At 70.9% G+C, this 14,929-nt stretch carries 17 protein-coding genes; 9 read left to right on the plus strand and 8 right to left on the minus strand.

Features of this window, described 5'->3' with window-relative positions:
* Positions 1-232 precede the first annotated feature (232 nt).
* Positions 233-517: a hypothetical protein gene (locus MMSR116_RS25970; protein WP_010685446.1), complete on the minus strand. Its 285-nt coding sequence runs from the start codon at positions 515-517 to the stop codon at positions 233-235.
* Positions 518-676: 159 nt separating this feature from the next.
* Between MMSR116_RS25970 and MMSR116_RS25975 the strand changes: the two genes are divergently transcribed.
* The 3 genes from MMSR116_RS25975 (at position 677) to MMSR116_RS25985 (ending at position 3,823) form a co-directional block, all read left to right on the plus strand.
* Positions 677-1,264: a PAS domain-containing protein gene (locus MMSR116_RS25975; protein ID WP_010685445.1), complete on the plus strand. Its 588-nt coding sequence runs from the start codon at positions 677-679 to the stop codon at positions 1,262-1,264.
* Between the two features lie 470 nt (positions 1,265-1,734).
* On the plus strand, positions 1,735-2,505 hold the full coding sequence (locus MMSR116_RS25980) for a Bax inhibitor-1/YccA family protein (protein ID WP_010685444.1): 771 nt from the start codon (positions 1,735-1,737) through the stop codon (positions 2,503-2,505).
* 424 nt (positions 2,506-2,929) lie between these two features.
* Positions 2,930-3,823, plus strand: a complete 894-nt coding sequence (locus tag MMSR116_RS25985) for a dihydrodipicolinate synthase family protein (RefSeq protein ID WP_010685443.1) — start codon at positions 2,930-2,932, stop codon at positions 3,821-3,823.
* A gap of 48 nt (positions 3,824-3,871) precedes the next feature.
* Here the strand turns inward: MMSR116_RS25985 and MMSR116_RS25990 are convergent, their stop codons facing one another.
* Positions 3,872-4,246, minus strand: a complete 375-nt coding sequence (locus MMSR116_RS25990; RefSeq protein WP_010685442.1) for a DUF2794 domain-containing protein — start codon at positions 4,244-4,246, stop codon at positions 3,872-3,874.
* Positions 4,247-4,601: 355 nt separating this feature from the next.
* Between MMSR116_RS25990 and bluB the strand changes: the two genes are divergently transcribed.
* The gene (bluB, locus tag MMSR116_RS25995; protein WP_010685441.1) at positions 4,602-5,240 is read left to right on the plus strand and encodes a 5,6-dimethylbenzimidazole synthase; all 639 of its coding nucleotides are present in this window, start codon (positions 4,602-4,604) and stop codon (positions 5,238-5,240) included.
* 182 nt (positions 5,241-5,422) lie between these two features.
* Positions 5,423-5,932, plus strand: coding sequence for a L,D-transpeptidase (locus tag MMSR116_RS26000; RefSeq protein WP_010685440.1), 510 nt, complete (start codon positions 5,423-5,425; stop codon positions 5,930-5,932).
* 13 nt (positions 5,933-5,945) lie between these two features.
* On the opposite strand, the gene MMSR116_RS26005 is transcribed toward MMSR116_RS26000, so the two are convergent.
* Positions 5,946-6,254 (minus strand): cupin domain-containing protein, encoded by a 309-nt coding sequence (locus tag MMSR116_RS26005; RefSeq protein ID WP_010685439.1) that lies wholly within the window; start codon positions 6,252-6,254, stop codon positions 5,946-5,948.
* A 212-nt stretch (positions 6,255-6,466) separates the two neighbouring features.
* Here MMSR116_RS26005 and MMSR116_RS26010 point away from each other — a divergent pair, with 212 nt between their 5' ends.
* A complete protein-coding gene (locus tag MMSR116_RS26010) occupies positions 6,467-7,477 on the plus strand; it encodes a 2-keto-3-deoxygluconate permease (protein WP_010685438.1) in 1,011 nt (336 codons plus the stop codon).
* A gap of 318 nt (positions 7,478-7,795) precedes the next feature.
* Here MMSR116_RS26010 and MMSR116_RS26015 read toward each other — a convergent pair whose 3' ends face one another.
* Entirely contained in the window at positions 7,796-8,032 is a 237-nt protein-coding gene (locus MMSR116_RS26015; protein ID WP_010685437.1) for a DUF1674 domain-containing protein, read from the minus strand.
* Between the two features lie 56 nt (positions 8,033-8,088).
* On the opposite strand from MMSR116_RS26015, the gene MMSR116_RS26020 reads away from it, so the two are divergent.
* From MMSR116_RS26020 to MMSR116_RS26030, 3 genes are all read left to right on the plus strand, one after another.
* Positions 8,089-9,480 (plus strand): RsmB/NOP family class I SAM-dependent RNA methyltransferase, encoded by a 1,392-nt coding sequence (locus tag MMSR116_RS26020; RefSeq protein WP_244625533.1) that lies wholly within the window; start codon positions 8,089-8,091, stop codon positions 9,478-9,480.
* 1,116 nt (positions 9,481-10,596) lie between these two features.
* Positions 10,597-12,624, plus strand: coding sequence for a threonine--tRNA ligase (gene thrS, locus MMSR116_RS26025; protein ID WP_010685434.1), 2,028 nt, complete (start codon positions 10,597-10,599; stop codon positions 12,622-12,624).
* A gap of 107 nt (positions 12,625-12,731) precedes the next feature.
* On the plus strand, positions 12,732-13,025 hold the full coding sequence (locus MMSR116_RS26030) for a hypothetical protein (RefSeq protein WP_010685433.1): 294 nt from the start codon (positions 12,732-12,734) through the stop codon (positions 13,023-13,025).
* 56 nt (positions 13,026-13,081) lie between these two features.
* Here MMSR116_RS26030 and MMSR116_RS26035 read toward each other — a convergent pair whose 3' ends face one another.
* From MMSR116_RS26035 to MMSR116_RS26050, 4 genes are all read right to left on the minus strand, one after another.
* Positions 13,082-13,507: a hypothetical protein gene (locus MMSR116_RS26035; protein ID WP_039893997.1), complete on the minus strand. Its 426-nt coding sequence runs from the start codon at positions 13,505-13,507 to the stop codon at positions 13,082-13,084.
* Positions 13,508-13,588: 81 nt separating this feature from the next.
* The gene (locus MMSR116_RS26040; protein WP_010685431.1) at positions 13,589-13,822 is read right to left on the minus strand and encodes a DUF6894 family protein; all 234 of its coding nucleotides are present in this window, start codon (positions 13,820-13,822) and stop codon (positions 13,589-13,591) included.
* 412 nt (positions 13,823-14,234) lie between these two features.
* Positions 14,235-14,420 (minus strand): hypothetical protein, encoded by a 186-nt coding sequence (locus tag MMSR116_RS26045; RefSeq protein WP_010685430.1) that lies wholly within the window; start codon positions 14,418-14,420, stop codon positions 14,235-14,237.
* 34 nt (positions 14,421-14,454) lie between these two features.
* On the minus strand, positions 14,455-14,661 hold the full coding sequence (locus tag MMSR116_RS26050; RefSeq protein ID WP_010685429.1) for a hypothetical protein: 207 nt from the start codon (positions 14,659-14,661) through the stop codon (positions 14,455-14,457).
* Positions 14,662-14,929: the final 268 nt, after the last annotated feature.

Here is a 14,929-nt window from a genome sequence, read left to right on the forward strand (position 1 = left end):
GGGAGGTGGGGCCCGGGCGACGGTGGTCTGGGGAGAGGCGCGCGAGAAGCCGTGCCGGCCGCCACGGTCCCGCTCCGGGGGCCCACTCAGCGAGATGCGACTCCGCCCGGCGGCAGACGGGCCGCGACCGGGGCCGACCCACCTCGTCGTTGCGGTCCTGTGCGGTGTCCCGCGGACCGGCCACGCGCGCGTTCCCGCATCGCCGGTCTGCCGATCGGATCGGCCGGCGCTCTCAGCCCTCCGCCGATGCGGCGTCGAGCATCGCGCAGACCGCTTCGCCGAAGCGCCGCCGCGCGCTCGGATCGAGCTGGCGCAGGTGGACCTCCACCAGCCGCAGCAGCCACTCGGCTTCCCGCTCGGTCATCGGCTGGAGGACGGGCTGATGTCGATCAGGCCGAAGGAACGCCGCAATCGGCAGATCTAGAGACCGGGCAATCCTGTCGAGCGCGCGGGAAGATCTGGACTCGCCCGCCGGCTCGACAATCATGCGCGGGAAGTCGATCCCACCCTCATCCATGGAAGTGCCTCAGAGGTCCCCAGACGGAGGATGAATTCCCAACCTGAGGAAAGGTGATCGGACAAACAGGTATTCGCAAGTGAACTCTTTGTCATTCTGCCGTAGGATTGGTACGGAGACAGACATTTGGATTGTGAACGGTCTGGGGGACCATCCACCATGCGCATCAACGAGATCGATGGCTACGCGGAGAATGCCGACCGTCTCCGCGCGGCCCTCGACGCCTCCTGCGTTGTGGGAGCCTGGGAGTGGGACCATGTCGGCGGTGTCGTCGTCTACGACGCGGGCGCGGCGCTGTTGCTGACCGGCAAGTCCGACCTCGCCGACCGCCCGATCAACGGACCGATGGCTCTGGCGGCGGTGCATCCCGAGGACATGACGTGGCTGATGGACCACATGCTGCGGGCCGTCTCGTCCAGCGGACTGGTGCTGGCCGAGTACCGCGTGTTCAAGGCGGACGGCTCCGTCCGCTGGCTCCTGAGCCGGGGTCGGACCCATCGGAGCGCGGACGGCCAGCCGCAGCGGTCGCACGGAATCCTGATGGACATCACGGAAATCCGTGACGGCGGCGACCGCTACGTGCTCGGCAAGCCCCTGACGGGCGTTGATCCCCTGGAGCGGGCGGTCGACCTCGCCCTCGCGCTCAAGGACACGCTCACCGACGACATGCCGGCGGAGGTGCGAACCGCGGCTGAACTCGTCCTGCTGGGTCTCGGCCGCACGATCGCCGGCACGGTGGCCGACTGAGCAACCCCGCCGGTCGGCGTCCCGGGAGCGGATCCAGCCCCGCGGCCGGCGGATCCGGTCAGCCCAGATTCCACGCGGTGGGGGTCGGATCTCAGACGATGCGGTTCGCCCGCGCAGGCACGTATCCGGGCCCGGGGTGCCGGTCCGCACCGGAAAAACGCGCCGCCGCGCAGGCGCAGGTCGCATCAGGACGCCGTTAAGACTTCCGGCGGGCTCATCGAAACGGTCCGATCCCGGCAACCGTCAGTCGAACGACACGCTGTCGGACCGGAATGCATTTTAATCCCTGCCTGAATGGACAAAAATACATCCGCCGGACACGGAAAAGCGGCCCCGCAACCGTGACCGGGGACTTGTGTCGCGGACGCAGGCGCAACATATTCCTGGCCGAGGCGCCAGTCGGGCGCCAGAGGTCCTGCGTGGGCCTCGCCCGAACACCACGCTGAGAGAGCCTCCGCAAGGAAACTCCCATGGCATTCGAAAACAGCCCCTTCCGGTACGGCGCCCAGCAGCCGTCCGGCTACGCCGGCACCCAGGTCGAGGTCGACCAGGGGCTGCGCACGTTCATGCTCGGCGTCTACAACAACATGGTCGTCGGGCTCGGCATCTCGGGTCTCGTCGCGCTCGGCCTGAACATGGCCTCCGTGGCGGCCTACCAGGGCACCCGCCCGATCCTGACCCCCTTCGGTCAGACGCTCTATCTCAGCCCGCTGAAGTGGGTCCTGATGCTCGCCCCGCTGGCGTTCATCTTCGTCTTCTCCATGCGGATGGACCGGATGTCGGCCTCGTCGGCGCGGACGATGTTCTGGGCCTTCGCGGCGGTGATGGGCGCCTCGATGTCCTCGCTCCTGCTGGTCTTCACCGGCGGCAGCGTGGTCCAGGTGTTCTTCATCACGGCGGCCGCCTTCGGCTCGCTCAGCCTCTGGGGCTACACCACCCGGCGCAGCCTCTCGGGCATGGGCTCGTTCCTGATGATGGGCCTGATCGGCATCATCCTCGCGTCGCTGGTGAACATCTTCTTCGCCTCGTCGGCCCTCCAGTTCGCCATCTCGGTGCTGGGCGTGCTGATCTTCGCGGGCCTGACCGCCTACGACACGCAGAAGCTCAAGGAGATGTATCTCTACGGCGGCTTCGACGGTGAGATGGCGGCCAAGATGTCGGTGAACGGCGCCCTGACGCTGTACCTCGACTTCATCAACATGTTCCAGTTCCTGCTGAGCCTGATCGGCGACCGCCGCTAAGCCAGCCTGGACGGCGAACCAGCGAAGCCCCGGCGGGAAACCGCCGGGGTTTCTTTTTGTGTGCCCGGCGCAGCCGGATGCGCCCAGCAGGCTTGGCAAAAGCGGCTGTCGGTTTGCGACGAAGATCTGCGGCCGAGACCGCGAGTGGACTCCAAGAGGACGAAGCTTCGGCTTGCCGACGGGACACGACAGGATGTGGTGCCGGGGGGTCCCATCCAACGCCCTTATCCTGAGGTGCCCGCGTCGGCGGGCCTTGAAGGAGCGCTCCAGGGATCGCGGCGGCCTCTGGAGGGCGCCTTCGAGGCCTCCGGTTTGCTCCGGCGCCTCAGGATGAGGTCATGGGTTGGGGAGCCGGCCCGGGTTTGTCCTGGCTCGTGTCGGCGACCGCGTGGCCTGCGAGCACGAGCGCTGGTAAGCTCCGGCCATGCCCGCACTCTCCGGCCTCTCCGCTTTCCCGATCACCCCGAGCGATGCCGACGGCCGCGTCGACGCCGAGGGCCTGCGCCGGCTCCTGGAGACCCTGGCGGATGCCGGGGTCGACTCGGTCGGCCTGCTCGGCAGCACCGGGACCTACGCGTATCTGAGCCGTGACGAGCGGCGGCGGGCCGTCACGATCGCCGCCGAGACCGTGGGCGGGCGGGTACCGCTCCTCGTCGGCATCGGCGCCCTGCGCACCGACGAGGCCATCCGCCTCGCGCAGGACGCGCGGGCGGCCGGCGCCGGGGCCGGACTCCTCGCGGCGATGTCCTACACGCCGCTGACCGACGACGAGGTCGCGGCGCATTTCGAAGCGGTGGCGGAGGAAGGCGGCCTGCCGCTCGTGATCTACGACAATCCGGCCACGACGCATTTCCGGTTCTCGCCGGCCCTGATCGGCCGGATCGCGCGGCTGCCCGGCGTGGTCGCCGCGAAGTGTCCGGCGCCGGATCCGGCGGCCGCAGCCCCCGGCGTCGCGGCGCTTCGGGAGGCTGTCCCGCCCTACTTCCCGATCGGCTTCAGCGGCGACTGGAACGTGACCGAGTCGCTGATCGCCGGCGGCGCGGCGTGGTTCAGCGTCGCGGGCGGCCTGTTTCCCAAGGCCTGTTCGGCGATCGTGCGCGCGGTCGAGGCGGGCGATGCCGCGCGGGCGCGCGCCCTGAACGCGGATCTCGAGCCGCTCTGGGCGCTGTTCAAGGCACATTCGAGCCTGCGCGTGGTCTACGCGGCGGCCGACATCCTGGGCCTGTGCCGGGCCGAGCCGCCGCGGCCGATCCGGCCGCTGCCACCGGAGGTCGTGGCCGAGATCGCCGCAACTGTCCGCGCCCTGGGGCTGGCCTGAGCGAGCAAGTCGCCCTCGTCATCCCGGGGGCCTTGCATGCGGTAGCGGTCAGACCGCCTTCGGCGCCGGCTCCAGCACGGCGATCACCCGGGCCAGCTCGGTGCCGCGCTTCAGGATGTGGCCGCTGGCGGCGATCACCGCGTAGGCGCCCTGGCGACGCGCGAGCTTGGGATCCTTCTCGATCCGGTAGAGCGGCATCTCCGACGAACGGCGGTAGATCGAGAACACCGCCTTGTCGCGGCGGAAATCGAGGGCGTAGTCGCGCCACTCGCCCGCGGCGACCTGACGGCCGTAGAGGTTGAAGATCGTGCGCAGTTCGTCCCGGTTGAAGGCGACCTGCGGAGGAGCCGCGCGGGCTGGGAAGGGAATGACATGCCCTGCCGCCTCGTCGGGCCTCGGCCCGGCGCTCGTCCGTTCGGTCATCACCGCTCCCGTGCATCGATCCTTTGCCGAATGATGGGCTTCGCCGCAGCGGGCCGCAAGGGCGGCTGCGGGTACGCTGCGTGTCGTCGAAGACACACCCAAGCGACAAAAAACACGCTTCCGCCCCAATCGCGCCTTTTCGGGGCCGCGTTGCCGGGGCACAACACTTCGTGAACCTCGCCGGGCCCTGCCCGGGCGGCGCCCCGCGACCCAGCTCCCCAGCCAGCGGTCGCCGCTCGGGATCCCAGGATCCGGCACTCCGAGGTTTCGAGACCCAAGGACTTCAGGCCGCCCACCCGGGCGGCCTTTTTTCTAGTTCCGGTTCGGACCGGGATGCGGGTATGCCAGATCCATCATGGGCCCGCCCGCCTTCGACGACGCCTTCCTGCACGACCTCGACGCGCTGTTCGCGTGGCGCCGGGACGTGCGCCGGTTCCGGACGGATCCGGTGGACGAGGGTGCCCTGCGCGCCTGCCTGGCGGCGGCCCATCGGGCCCCCTCGGTGGGCAACAGCCGGCCCTGGCGCTTCGTGCGCGTCTCGGACCCCGGCCGGCGGGAAGGCGTCGCCGCGAGCTTCGCCCGCTGCAACGCCGCCGCGGCGTCCGGCTACGACGCGGAGCGCGCCGCGCAGTACCGGTCGCTCAAGCTCGCCGGGCTGAACGAGGCGCCGGTCCATCTCGCGGCCTTCTGCGACGACGCGACCGTGGCCGGCCTCGGCCTCGGGCGGGCGAGCATGCCGGAGACGCTCGCCTACTCGGTCGTCGGCGCGGTGCAGTGCTTCTGGCTGGCGGCGCGGGCCCGGGGGCTCGGCGTCGGCTGGGTGTCGATCCTCGACCCCGGTTCCGTGACGGCGCTCCTGGCGGTGCCGGAGACGTGGCGGCTCGTGGCCTATCTCTGCGTCGGCCACCCGGTGGAGGAGCACTGCGACCCGGAGCTGGAGCGCCACGGCTGGCAGGCCGAGGACAGGCGCGGCGGCACGTTGATCGAGCGCTGAGCGGGACGCCGCCGAGGTTTTGGGACCGCCGTCCCGGCGCGACGCGGCGATTTACGATGCTCTTTTACCGTCCCCTAGGGTTTCCGGGACTGAAGACGCATCAACCATAGCTTTTCCTGGAACGACAAGCTCGGCCGTGGATTACTTGGCCGCAGAAGCTCTTGCTTGTCGAGGTACAGGTGATGTCGGGTCGGGTGGCGGCTTTATTCGGGTTGGCCGGAGCGATGCTGGCCGGATGTTTGGGCTCCGCGCAGGCGCGCGAGGTCGTGGCCTTCCAGAACGGCGTCGCGCCGGGCTCGGTGGTAATCAGCGTCTCGCAGCGCAAGCTGTATCTGGTGAACGGCGACGGGACGGCGATCCGCTATCCCGTGGCGGTCGGCCGGCCCGGGAAGCAATGGTTCGGGACGGCGAGCATCGACGGCAAGTACGTCGCCCCGGCCTGGTCCCCGCCGGCCGAGGTGAAGCGCGACAACCCGCGCCTGCCGAACCTCATCGCGGGCGGCTCGCCGCACAACCCGATGGGCGCGGCGGCCATGACGCTCGCGGGCGGCGAGTACGCGATCCACGGCACCAACCGCCCGAGCTCGGTGGGCACCTACGCGTCCTACGGCTGCATCCGCATGTACAACCAGGACGTGGTCGATCTCTACGGCCGGGTCGACGTGGGCACGCGGGTCTACATGACCCACTGAGGGCAGGGGCCGATCAGGTCGCCGGCGGCGCCGTCGCCTCGACCGCCGTGAACGTCTCCAGGATCCGGTAGGTGTGCTCGGCCCCGGCCGGCACGCAGTAGGAATCGCCGGCCGCGAGCGCCACGGTCTCCGACCCGACGATCAGCTCCGCCCGGCCGCTGATCACGTAGCCCACGGTCTCGTGGGGCGAGGTGGTCATCGGCTTGTCGGCGTTGGGCTCCTCGCCCCGCCACATCCGCATCCCCAAGCGCGCGCCCTGCGCCAGGGTGATCTCGCCGTGCGGCCCCTCGGCCGCGCCCCGTGCCGATACCTTCGTCGCCATCGCGCGCCCTTTCCGGATGATCCAGGCCAACGGCGGCGCGCGGGCCCCGTTCCGTCCCCGGGCGGCGCGCTTGACGATGATCGGCCGGCCGGAACAGGATGTCGCACCGACCCACCAGGGCGCCCGTCAGAGGCGCGGGCCGGCCCGACGCCAGCGGGACCGCCCGGGACCCGGCGCGTCGGCAGATGCCGGACGTGCGGGAGGGGACGGCCATGCAGATCAAGGCGGCGATCGACAGGATTCCCGGTGGGCTCATGCTGGTGCCGCTCCTGCTCGGCGCCCTGTGCAAGACCTTCGCGCCGGGGGCGCCGGCCTATTTCAAGGGCTTCACGCAGGGGATCATGACCGGCGTGATCCCGATCCTGGCGGTCTGGTTCTTCTGCATGGGCGCGTCGCTGCGCCTCGGCGCCACCGGTACGGTCCTGCGCAAGTCCGGCACGCTGGTGCTGACCAAGCTCCTGTCGGCCTGGGCGATCGTGATGGTCGCGTCGCTGTTCATCCCGCCCGAGGGCGTGCAGTCCGGCTTCTCCGCCGGCCTGTCGATCCTGGCGATCGTCTGCGCGATGGATATGACCAATGGCGGCCTCTACGCCTCCCTGATGCAGACCTACGGCAGCCGCGAGGAGGCCGGTGCCTTCATCCTGACGTCGATCGAGTCCGGCCCGCTGATGAGCATGATCATCCTCGGCGCCTCGGGGGCGGCCCATTTCGAGCCGCAGATCTTCGTCGGCGCGGTGCTGCCGTTCCTCGTCGGCTTCGCGCTGGGCAACCTCGACCCGAAGCTGCGCGCCCTGTTCGCCCCGGGCGGCCAGCTGATGATCCCGTTCTTCGCCTTCGCGCTGGGCAACACGGTCGATCTCGGCAACCTGCTCTCGCCGCTCGCCGGGCTCGGCATCGCGCTGGCGCTGGCGGTGATCGTCCTGACCGGGATCCCGCTGATCCTGGCCGACCGGGCCATCGGCGGCGGCACCGGGACGGCGGGACTCGCCGCCGCCTCCACGGCCGGGGCGGCGGCCGCCAACCCGCTCGCCATCGCGGCCGTGGCGCCGCAATTCGCCCCGGCGGCCCCGACCGCCACCGTGCTGGTGACGATCTGCATCATCGTCACCTCGATCGTCGTGCCGATCCTGACCGGCCTCTGGTACCGGCGGTTCGGGGCGGGCGCCGCGGAGGCGCCGGTCGAGCAGGCGCTGGGGGCGCCCGCCGGCCTCCCGGCCGAGTAGGCGGGCGGAGCCTCTTTCGCGACGAGAACCTGCGCCGGGCCGAGGGTCTGAGCGGATGCCGCGTCGGCCTGCCCACGGTCCGTGACACAAGCCCGGGCAGCTTCGGATCGGCTGTCCAATCCTCCACCTCATCCTGAGGGGCCGGAGCGCAGCGAAGGCCTCGAAGAAGGCTTCCAGATTGCTCCGAGATCCCTGGAGCCCTCCTTCGAGGCCCGCTGACGCGGGCACCTCAGGATGAGGCGAGCAGGGTCGGATCTACCGGAACACCGTCCGACCGCATCCTGTCCTGTACCGTGGAGACGGCCACCGCAAATCCGCTCAGAAGTCGACCGCGAGGCCCTTCACCTCCCAGTCGTCGTAGCGCACCGGCTCCAGCCCGCCGCGGCCCTGACGCTCGGGCTTGGCGCTGATCGCGGCGGCGCGGGCATCGATCGCCGCCCGCCGCTCGGCGGCCTCGGCCAGGGCGCGCTGCGCCGCGGGGCTCAGACGGCGCGGAGCGCCTTCGGGCGCGTCCGCGCCATGGCCGTTCGGGTCTTTTCCGGTGGGGTCTTGCATCGCGCTCGCTCGGGTGTGAGGGCGTGGGCCGGATGAAAGTCGGCTCCGGAGCAGAAGTGGCATCGCGGGACAAAGGTCGCAACAGGCGGGTCGGGACACCGACCGGCGGACCGGCGGAAGAGTCGGGGCCCGAGGCCGCCGGCCTGGGCGCGCGCCGGGCCGCGCTGCAGGCGGTGGCCGCCCTGATCGGCCAGGAGCGCCCGCCGGCCCTGGACGACGCGATCGCGCAGGCGACCCGCGCCGCCGCGCTGGCACCCGCGGACGCGGCCCTGGCGCGGGCGATCGCGGTGGCGACCTTCCGGCGCTACGGGCTGATCCGCGCCGCGCTCGCCCAGCGGCTGGAGCGCGGGCTGCCCGCCGCCAAGCCGCAGCTCACGGCGCTGCTCGCCACCGCCGCGGCCCAGATCCTCGACCTCGCGGTGCCCGACCACGCGGCGGTCGACCTCGCGGTGCGGCTCGCGAAGGCCGACCCGCGCACCGCGCACCTCGCGGGCCTCGTCAACGCGGTGCTGCGCCGGATCGCCCGGGAGCGGGACGCGATCCTGGCCGAGAGCGCCGACGCCCTGGCGATCAACACGCCGGACTGGCTCGCCCGCCGGTGGAGCGCAGCCTACGGGCCCGAGCGCGCCGGCCGGATCGCGCAGGCCCATCTCGCCGGGGCGGCGATCGATCTGACCCTGCGCGGCCCGGCGGGCGACTGGGCGCAGCGGCTCGGGGCCGTGACGCTCCCCACCGGCTCCCTGCGGATGCCGGAGAGCGGGCCGCCGATCCCCGACCTGCCGGGCTTCCCGGACGGCGCGTGGTGGGTGCAGGACGCCGCCGCGGCGATCCCCGCCCGGCTGCTGGCGCCGGAGCCCGGCGCCCGCGTGCTCGATCTCTGCGCCGCCCCCGGCGGCAAGACGATGCAGCTCGCCGCGGCTGGGGCGCGCGTCACCGCCATCGACCGCTCGGCGCCCCGGCTCGAGCGCCTGCGCGAGAACGTCGCGCGGCTCGGCCTGGAGGTCGAGATCGTGGTCGCCGACGCGCTCGCCCTGGAGCCGCAGGACCACGACGCGGTGCTGCTCGACGCGCCCTGCTCGGCCACCGGGACGATCCGGCGCCATCCGGACGTGGCCTGGACCAAGGCGGAGGCCGATATCGGCCGCCTCGCGACCCTGCAGGCGAGGCTCCTCGACCACGCGGCCGGGCTGGTGCGCCCGGGCGGCCTGCTCGTCTACTGCACCTGCTCGCTGGAACCCGAGGAGGGCGAGGCGCAGGTCGCGGCCTTCCTGGCCCGGGACGCCCGGTTCGTCCGGGTCCCGGTCCGGCCCGAGGAGGTCGGCGGCGCCGCGGAGCTGATCGACGGCAACGGCGACCTGCGCACCCTGCCGTGCCATCTCCCCGAGGTGCCGGGCGCCCGCGGCGGCCTCGACGGCTTCTTCGCGAGCCGGCTGCGGCGCGCGGGGTGAGGAGGGCGGTGCATCGAGGCGCGAGCGGGTGAGGGGTTGGGATGCGCTTGGCGTGCGGCACCGACACCGCGCTCGGCCGACCGGGCAACGACGTTTTCGCGTCTCCGCGGGGATCGATGCTCATGAGGGAGCGCGACGCGCCATCTTCATGCAGGCTTGCGGATTCACGCGTCTGTCCGCGACACGCAACCTGCTGAGATCGAGGCGCTTTTCCCCTCCCCCTTGTGGGGAGGGGTCAGGGGTGGGGGTGGTTCAGGATGAGGCGTAGCGGTGCCTTCTGAACCACCCCCACCTCGGCTCCTCCCCGCAAGGGGGAAGGAGAGCGCATCGGCAAGTGGGCGTCTGATTATCGAGGCCTGCAGAGCGGGAAGACACCGACCTCCCGTGCCGATCCCTTGACAATGTTCCTATTTTGTGCTTCCTGACCGCACCTGCCCGCGGCGCTTCGGGAGCGATCCTGTGGCGTCCTTCGCGGGGCCCGTCCGGTGGCTGACCGGGCGGGTCCGCGGGCGGGGCGGTGCCCGCGTCGGTGGCTCTCAGCCGCCATCGCCCCGGGCGGCGGACCGGCACGGGGCGTGTCTCGGAGGCGGGCGTGAGACCGGGCGGCCCTTGGCCCGGCGGGGTGAGGAAATGCCCCCGCGCCGACCCGCCTCTGGGCGTGCCCGAAGCCCCCTGCGGACCCGCCCACTACGAGGCGGGGGACGGCTGGAAGGCCACGGCGCTGAAGGGCGGGTTCCGGAGGTGCGTGCACCTCGTCCGAGACCGCCGGCAGCGAGGCGCAGGACCGGGACGTCGGCAAGACACCGCGACGAGAAAGACGGCCGCGATCGGGGGCGATGCCCGGCCGCTGCCGCGGGCGCCGCGGGGATCGGATCCCGCGCGTACACGGCCGACACCTGGGTTCCCGCGGCGTCCCGCGTCCCGCGTGTTGCTTCCTGGGCCATGCCCCCGGCGCCGAACGGCGGGTGGGGACGATGGCGCGCATTTGCGCGAGGGCGCGGGGCGACCACGCGCCGGGCTCGGTTCCCTCTCCGAAAAAATCGGTCTACACGGCCGCTCCCCTGAAGACGCTTACCTGCCCCGTATGCAGGACTGAGCCTGGAGACGCTTGAAGCCATGCCGATTCTCACCTTTCCCGACGGCAACACGCGGGAGGTCGCCGCCGGCACGTCCGGCCGCAGCGTCGTCGAGGGCATCGCCAAGTCGCTGGCCAAGCGCACCGTCGCCATGGCGCTGGACGGAACGGTTGCCGATCTCGACGACCCGATCGCGCGCGACGCGCGCATCGAGTTTCTGGACCGCACCGATCCCCGCAGCCTGGAGCTGATCCGGCACGATTGCGCGCACGTCCTCGCCGAGGCGGTTCAGTCGCTCTGGCCGGACACGCAGGTCACGATCGGCCCGGTGATCGAGAACGGTTTCTACTACGATTTCTATCGCGAGACCCCGTTCACACCGGACGATTTCCCGGCCATCGAGGCGAAGATGCGCGAGATCATCTCGCGCGATGCGCCCTTCACCAAAGAAGTCTGGAAGCGCGAGGACGTGCGGGCCCTGTTCGCCGACAAGCAGGAAGCCTTCAAGGTCGAGCTGGTCGACGCGATCCCCCCGGGCGAGGACCTCAAGATCTACCGCCAGGGCGACTGGTTCGATCTCTGCCGCGGCCCGCACATGACCTCGACCGCCAAGGTCGGCACCGCCTTCAAGCTGATGAAGGTCGCGGGTGCCTATTGGCGCGGTGATTCGAACAACCCGATGCTGACCCGCATCTACGGGACGGCCTGGGCGAACCAGGCCGATCTCGACGGCTACCTGCACCGGCTGGAGGAGGCCGAGCGCCGCGACCACCGCCGGCTCGGCCGCGAGATGGACCTGTTCCACTTCCAGGAGGAGGGGCCGGGCGTCGTCTTCTGGCACGCCAAGGGCTGGACGATCTTCCAGGAACTCATCGCCTACATGCGTCGGCGCCTGCGCGGCGACTACGCCGAGGTCAACGCCCCGCAGATCCTCGACAAGGCGCTGTGGGAGACCTCCGGCCACTGGGGCTGGTACCGGGAGAACATGTTCGCCGCGCAGTCGGCGGGCGAGGAGGCCGAGGACAAGCGCTGGTTCGCTCTCAAGCCGATGAACTGTCCGGGCCACGTGCAGATCTTCAAGCACGGGCTGAAATCCTACCGGGACCTGCCCCTGCGCATGGCCGAGTTCGGCGTGGTCCACCGCTACGAGCCGTCCGGCGCGATGCACGGGCTGATGCGGGTGCGCGGCTTCACGCAGGACGACGCCCACATCTTCTGCACCGAGGACCAGCTCGCCGACGAGTGCCTGAAGATCAACGACCTGATCCTCTCCACCTACGCGGATTTCGGCTTCGACCAGATCGTCGTGAAGCTCTCGACGCGGCCCGAGAAGCGCGTCGGCTCCGACGCCCTGTGGGACCACGCCGAGGCGGTGATGACCCGGGTGCTGGCGCAGATCGAGGAACAGTCGGGCGGACGGATCAAGACCGCCGTCAATCCGGGGGAGGGGGCGTTCTACGGCCCGAAATTCGAGTACGTGCTCCGCGACGCTATCGGCCGCGACTGGCAGTGCGGGACCACGCAGGTGGACTTCAACCTGCCGGAGCGGTTCGGCGCCTTCTACATCGATGCCGACGGCGCCCGGAAGCCGCCCGTGATGGTCCACCGGGCGATCTGCGGCTCGATGGAGCGCTTCACCGGCATCCTGATCGAGCACTTCGCCGGGCACTTCCCGCTCTGGCTCGCGCCGGTGCAGGTGGTGGTGGCGACGATCACCGGCGAGGCCGATCCCTACGCCCGCGACGTGGTGCGCGCCCTGGAGCGGGCCGGGCTGCGGGTCGAGGCCGATCTGCGCAACGAGAAGATCAACTACAAGGTCCGCGAGCACTCGCTGGCCAAGGTGCCGGTGCTGCTGGCGCTCGGCCGCCGCGAGGCGGAGGAGCGGACGGTCTCGATCCGTCGGCTCGGCAGCCAGCAGACCCGGACGCTGCCGCTGACCGAGGCCGTGGCGGCCTTCGTCGAGGAGGCGACGGCCCCGGATGTCCGCCGTGCCGAGGCGGTGGCCGCGGCGGTCCCGACGAGCGGCACCGTGCTCGACGGCCATCACGACCCGGACGACACGCCCTGACGGGAGGCGGCATCCCGGTCGGAGGGCGGCGCCGGGCCGTGCCGCGGTGCTCACCCACATCCTCACCGGGGACGAAGCCGAACCGATGGGAAACGCTCGAGGGATCCATGACCCGCCTCGTCTCCGTCCTCGTGCTGATCGCCTTCGCCCCCGCCGCCCTGGCGCAGGAGCGGGTGACCACGCGCAGCCTCACCTGCGCGGCGCTGCAGGCCCGCGTCGCGCAGGCGCGCAACTTGGTCCTGGCGACCAGCGAGACGGCCTACGAGACCGTCCACCTGGATTCGGGCTCATGCCGGATCGACGAGACGGCGGCCCCGGCTTTCGAGCCCACCGCGGACGTGCCGTCCTGCATGGCCGGCTGGCGCTGCCGGCAGCGGAACAGCGACAGCGGCCCGCGCTGAGAAGCATTGCGGCCGCCGACGCGCGGACGGGACGGGGCAGCGGCGCCGACGCCGCTTCAGCGCGCCTTCTCGTGCTCCGCGAGACCGACCGCCTTGTAATCGTAGCTCGGGTAGAACTCGGTTCGGTAGGCACCCCAGGCGGTGTCCTCGAGGACGCGGTTGACCTCGCGGAGCCGGGTGGCGGGCAGCCGCAGGGTGATGATCTGCCCGATGCCCATGACGACGTTCCAGGAGACCACCTCGATCCCCGGCGGCGGGAAGGCCTTGTAGAAGCCCTGCTTGGCCAGCTGCGCGTTCAGCTCCGCCAGAGGCCGCGACTGGTCGTGCCGCAGGAAGACCGTCAGCAGCATGGCGTTGTCCGCCGTCGCCGTCGCCGTGCCCACGGGCGGGGGCGGCGCGGTCTGTGCCGACGCCCCGCCGATGCAGCCGAACGCCACGAGGGACGCTGCGAGCGTCCCGATCACACCTGTGGACCGTCGCATCCGATCTCCCCGGCCGAGCACCTGCGCCGGCCCAGCACCAACGCGGCGCGGCGCCACGCTATCCCGAATGTGAGAACCCCTTCAGCTGGGCTCGACATCGTAGGACAATCGCAGGCGGAGCCGGACCAGCCCGTCCGCGTCGCGGACCGCGATGATGAAGTCCTGCCGCTCGACCGGGTCGGTCAGACCCTGCGCCAGGCGGGTCAGGATCCGGACCGCCTGGGCCCGCGCCGCCGCGAGGTCGGGCAGGTCGTAGCCCTCATGGTCGCGGACGAGGTTGGCGCCGTCATGAAGATCGATGAAATAGCGGGGCACGGGTTTCTGCTCGGCGAGCGTATCAGCCCGCGGGAATCAGTCTCCGTCGTTTCTACGTAGTTTCCGGGCCCCCGCAATCGCGTGTCGCGCTTGTCGCACCGGGAAACGGGCCGGTTTGTCAGCCGCCCTGCAGAGGTCGGAGAAGTCTTCCGGGACCGCGCGGATCGTCGCGCCGTTCGGTTCGACGGTCCCGTCGACGGCGTCCCTTTCAGCACGGCCGTGCCCGGCATGCCTGCGGCAAGGACCGCGGCCTTCTCAGGCGCGCCGGACTCGATCTGGGCGGGCTCCTGGCGCGCGGCTCTCGAGCGGTTCCGATGCAGTTTGGAGGCCTGCATGACGAAGGTGATCTCGAGGCTCATGCCGTGCGCTACGGGGGCGAGCATCGGTCCCTTCCTGCCCGGCAGGCGGTCCGTCACAGGCTGCGGGTGGTGACCCCGAGGGCAAGCAGGACGTAGGCACCGATGAAGAACCATTGCCGGTGCATGACGACCGTACGGCCGACCATGGGGATCCGGGTATACAGGCTTGCGACGGCGAGGCCGATCAGCACGGCCGACACCAGAAACGTGAGCAGACGCGGAGCGGAGAGCGAGGGCATGGGCCATGCTCGCGCCGATACGCTTACCGGACCGTTACCGGTCGAGGCCCGGGATCAGCGGCCGTTCCGCGGTGAGCGGTCCCTTGGAGCCCGGGAGAAGTCCGACCTGCGCCAGCCACAATGCCACGATCGCCGCCGCGATGAGTGTTGCCAGGGACGTCAGCCGGCCTGTCCATCGCCGCAGGACGAACATCGCGACCACGACGGCCAGCAGGGCGACGAGAAGCACGAGCAGGAGCATCGCTGCCCCATGCCACGATCAGGCCGTCACGTCACCGCGGAGGTGAAACAGGATCTCCGGGTCGAGGCGCAGCTACGGCTCTGTGCGCCCCTGATGCGCCTCGTAAGTTGCTCACAACCCGCCTAGGCGCCCGCCTCGGTTGTTCTGCAGAACGGAAACAGACCCGCAATGAACCGGTTGCCCGGTGGTCGGGGCGAAAAGGTCTCACGGCGAAAATGCTAGAAATTCCTACCCATTGGCGCGGGCGGGCATACCAATCATGCACGAA

This window comes from Methylobacterium mesophilicum SR1.6/6, from assembly GCF_000364445.2.
In the GTDB taxonomy this organism is placed as follows: Bacteria; Pseudomonadota; Alphaproteobacteria; order Rhizobiales; family Beijerinckiaceae; genus Methylobacterium; species Methylobacterium mesophilicum_A.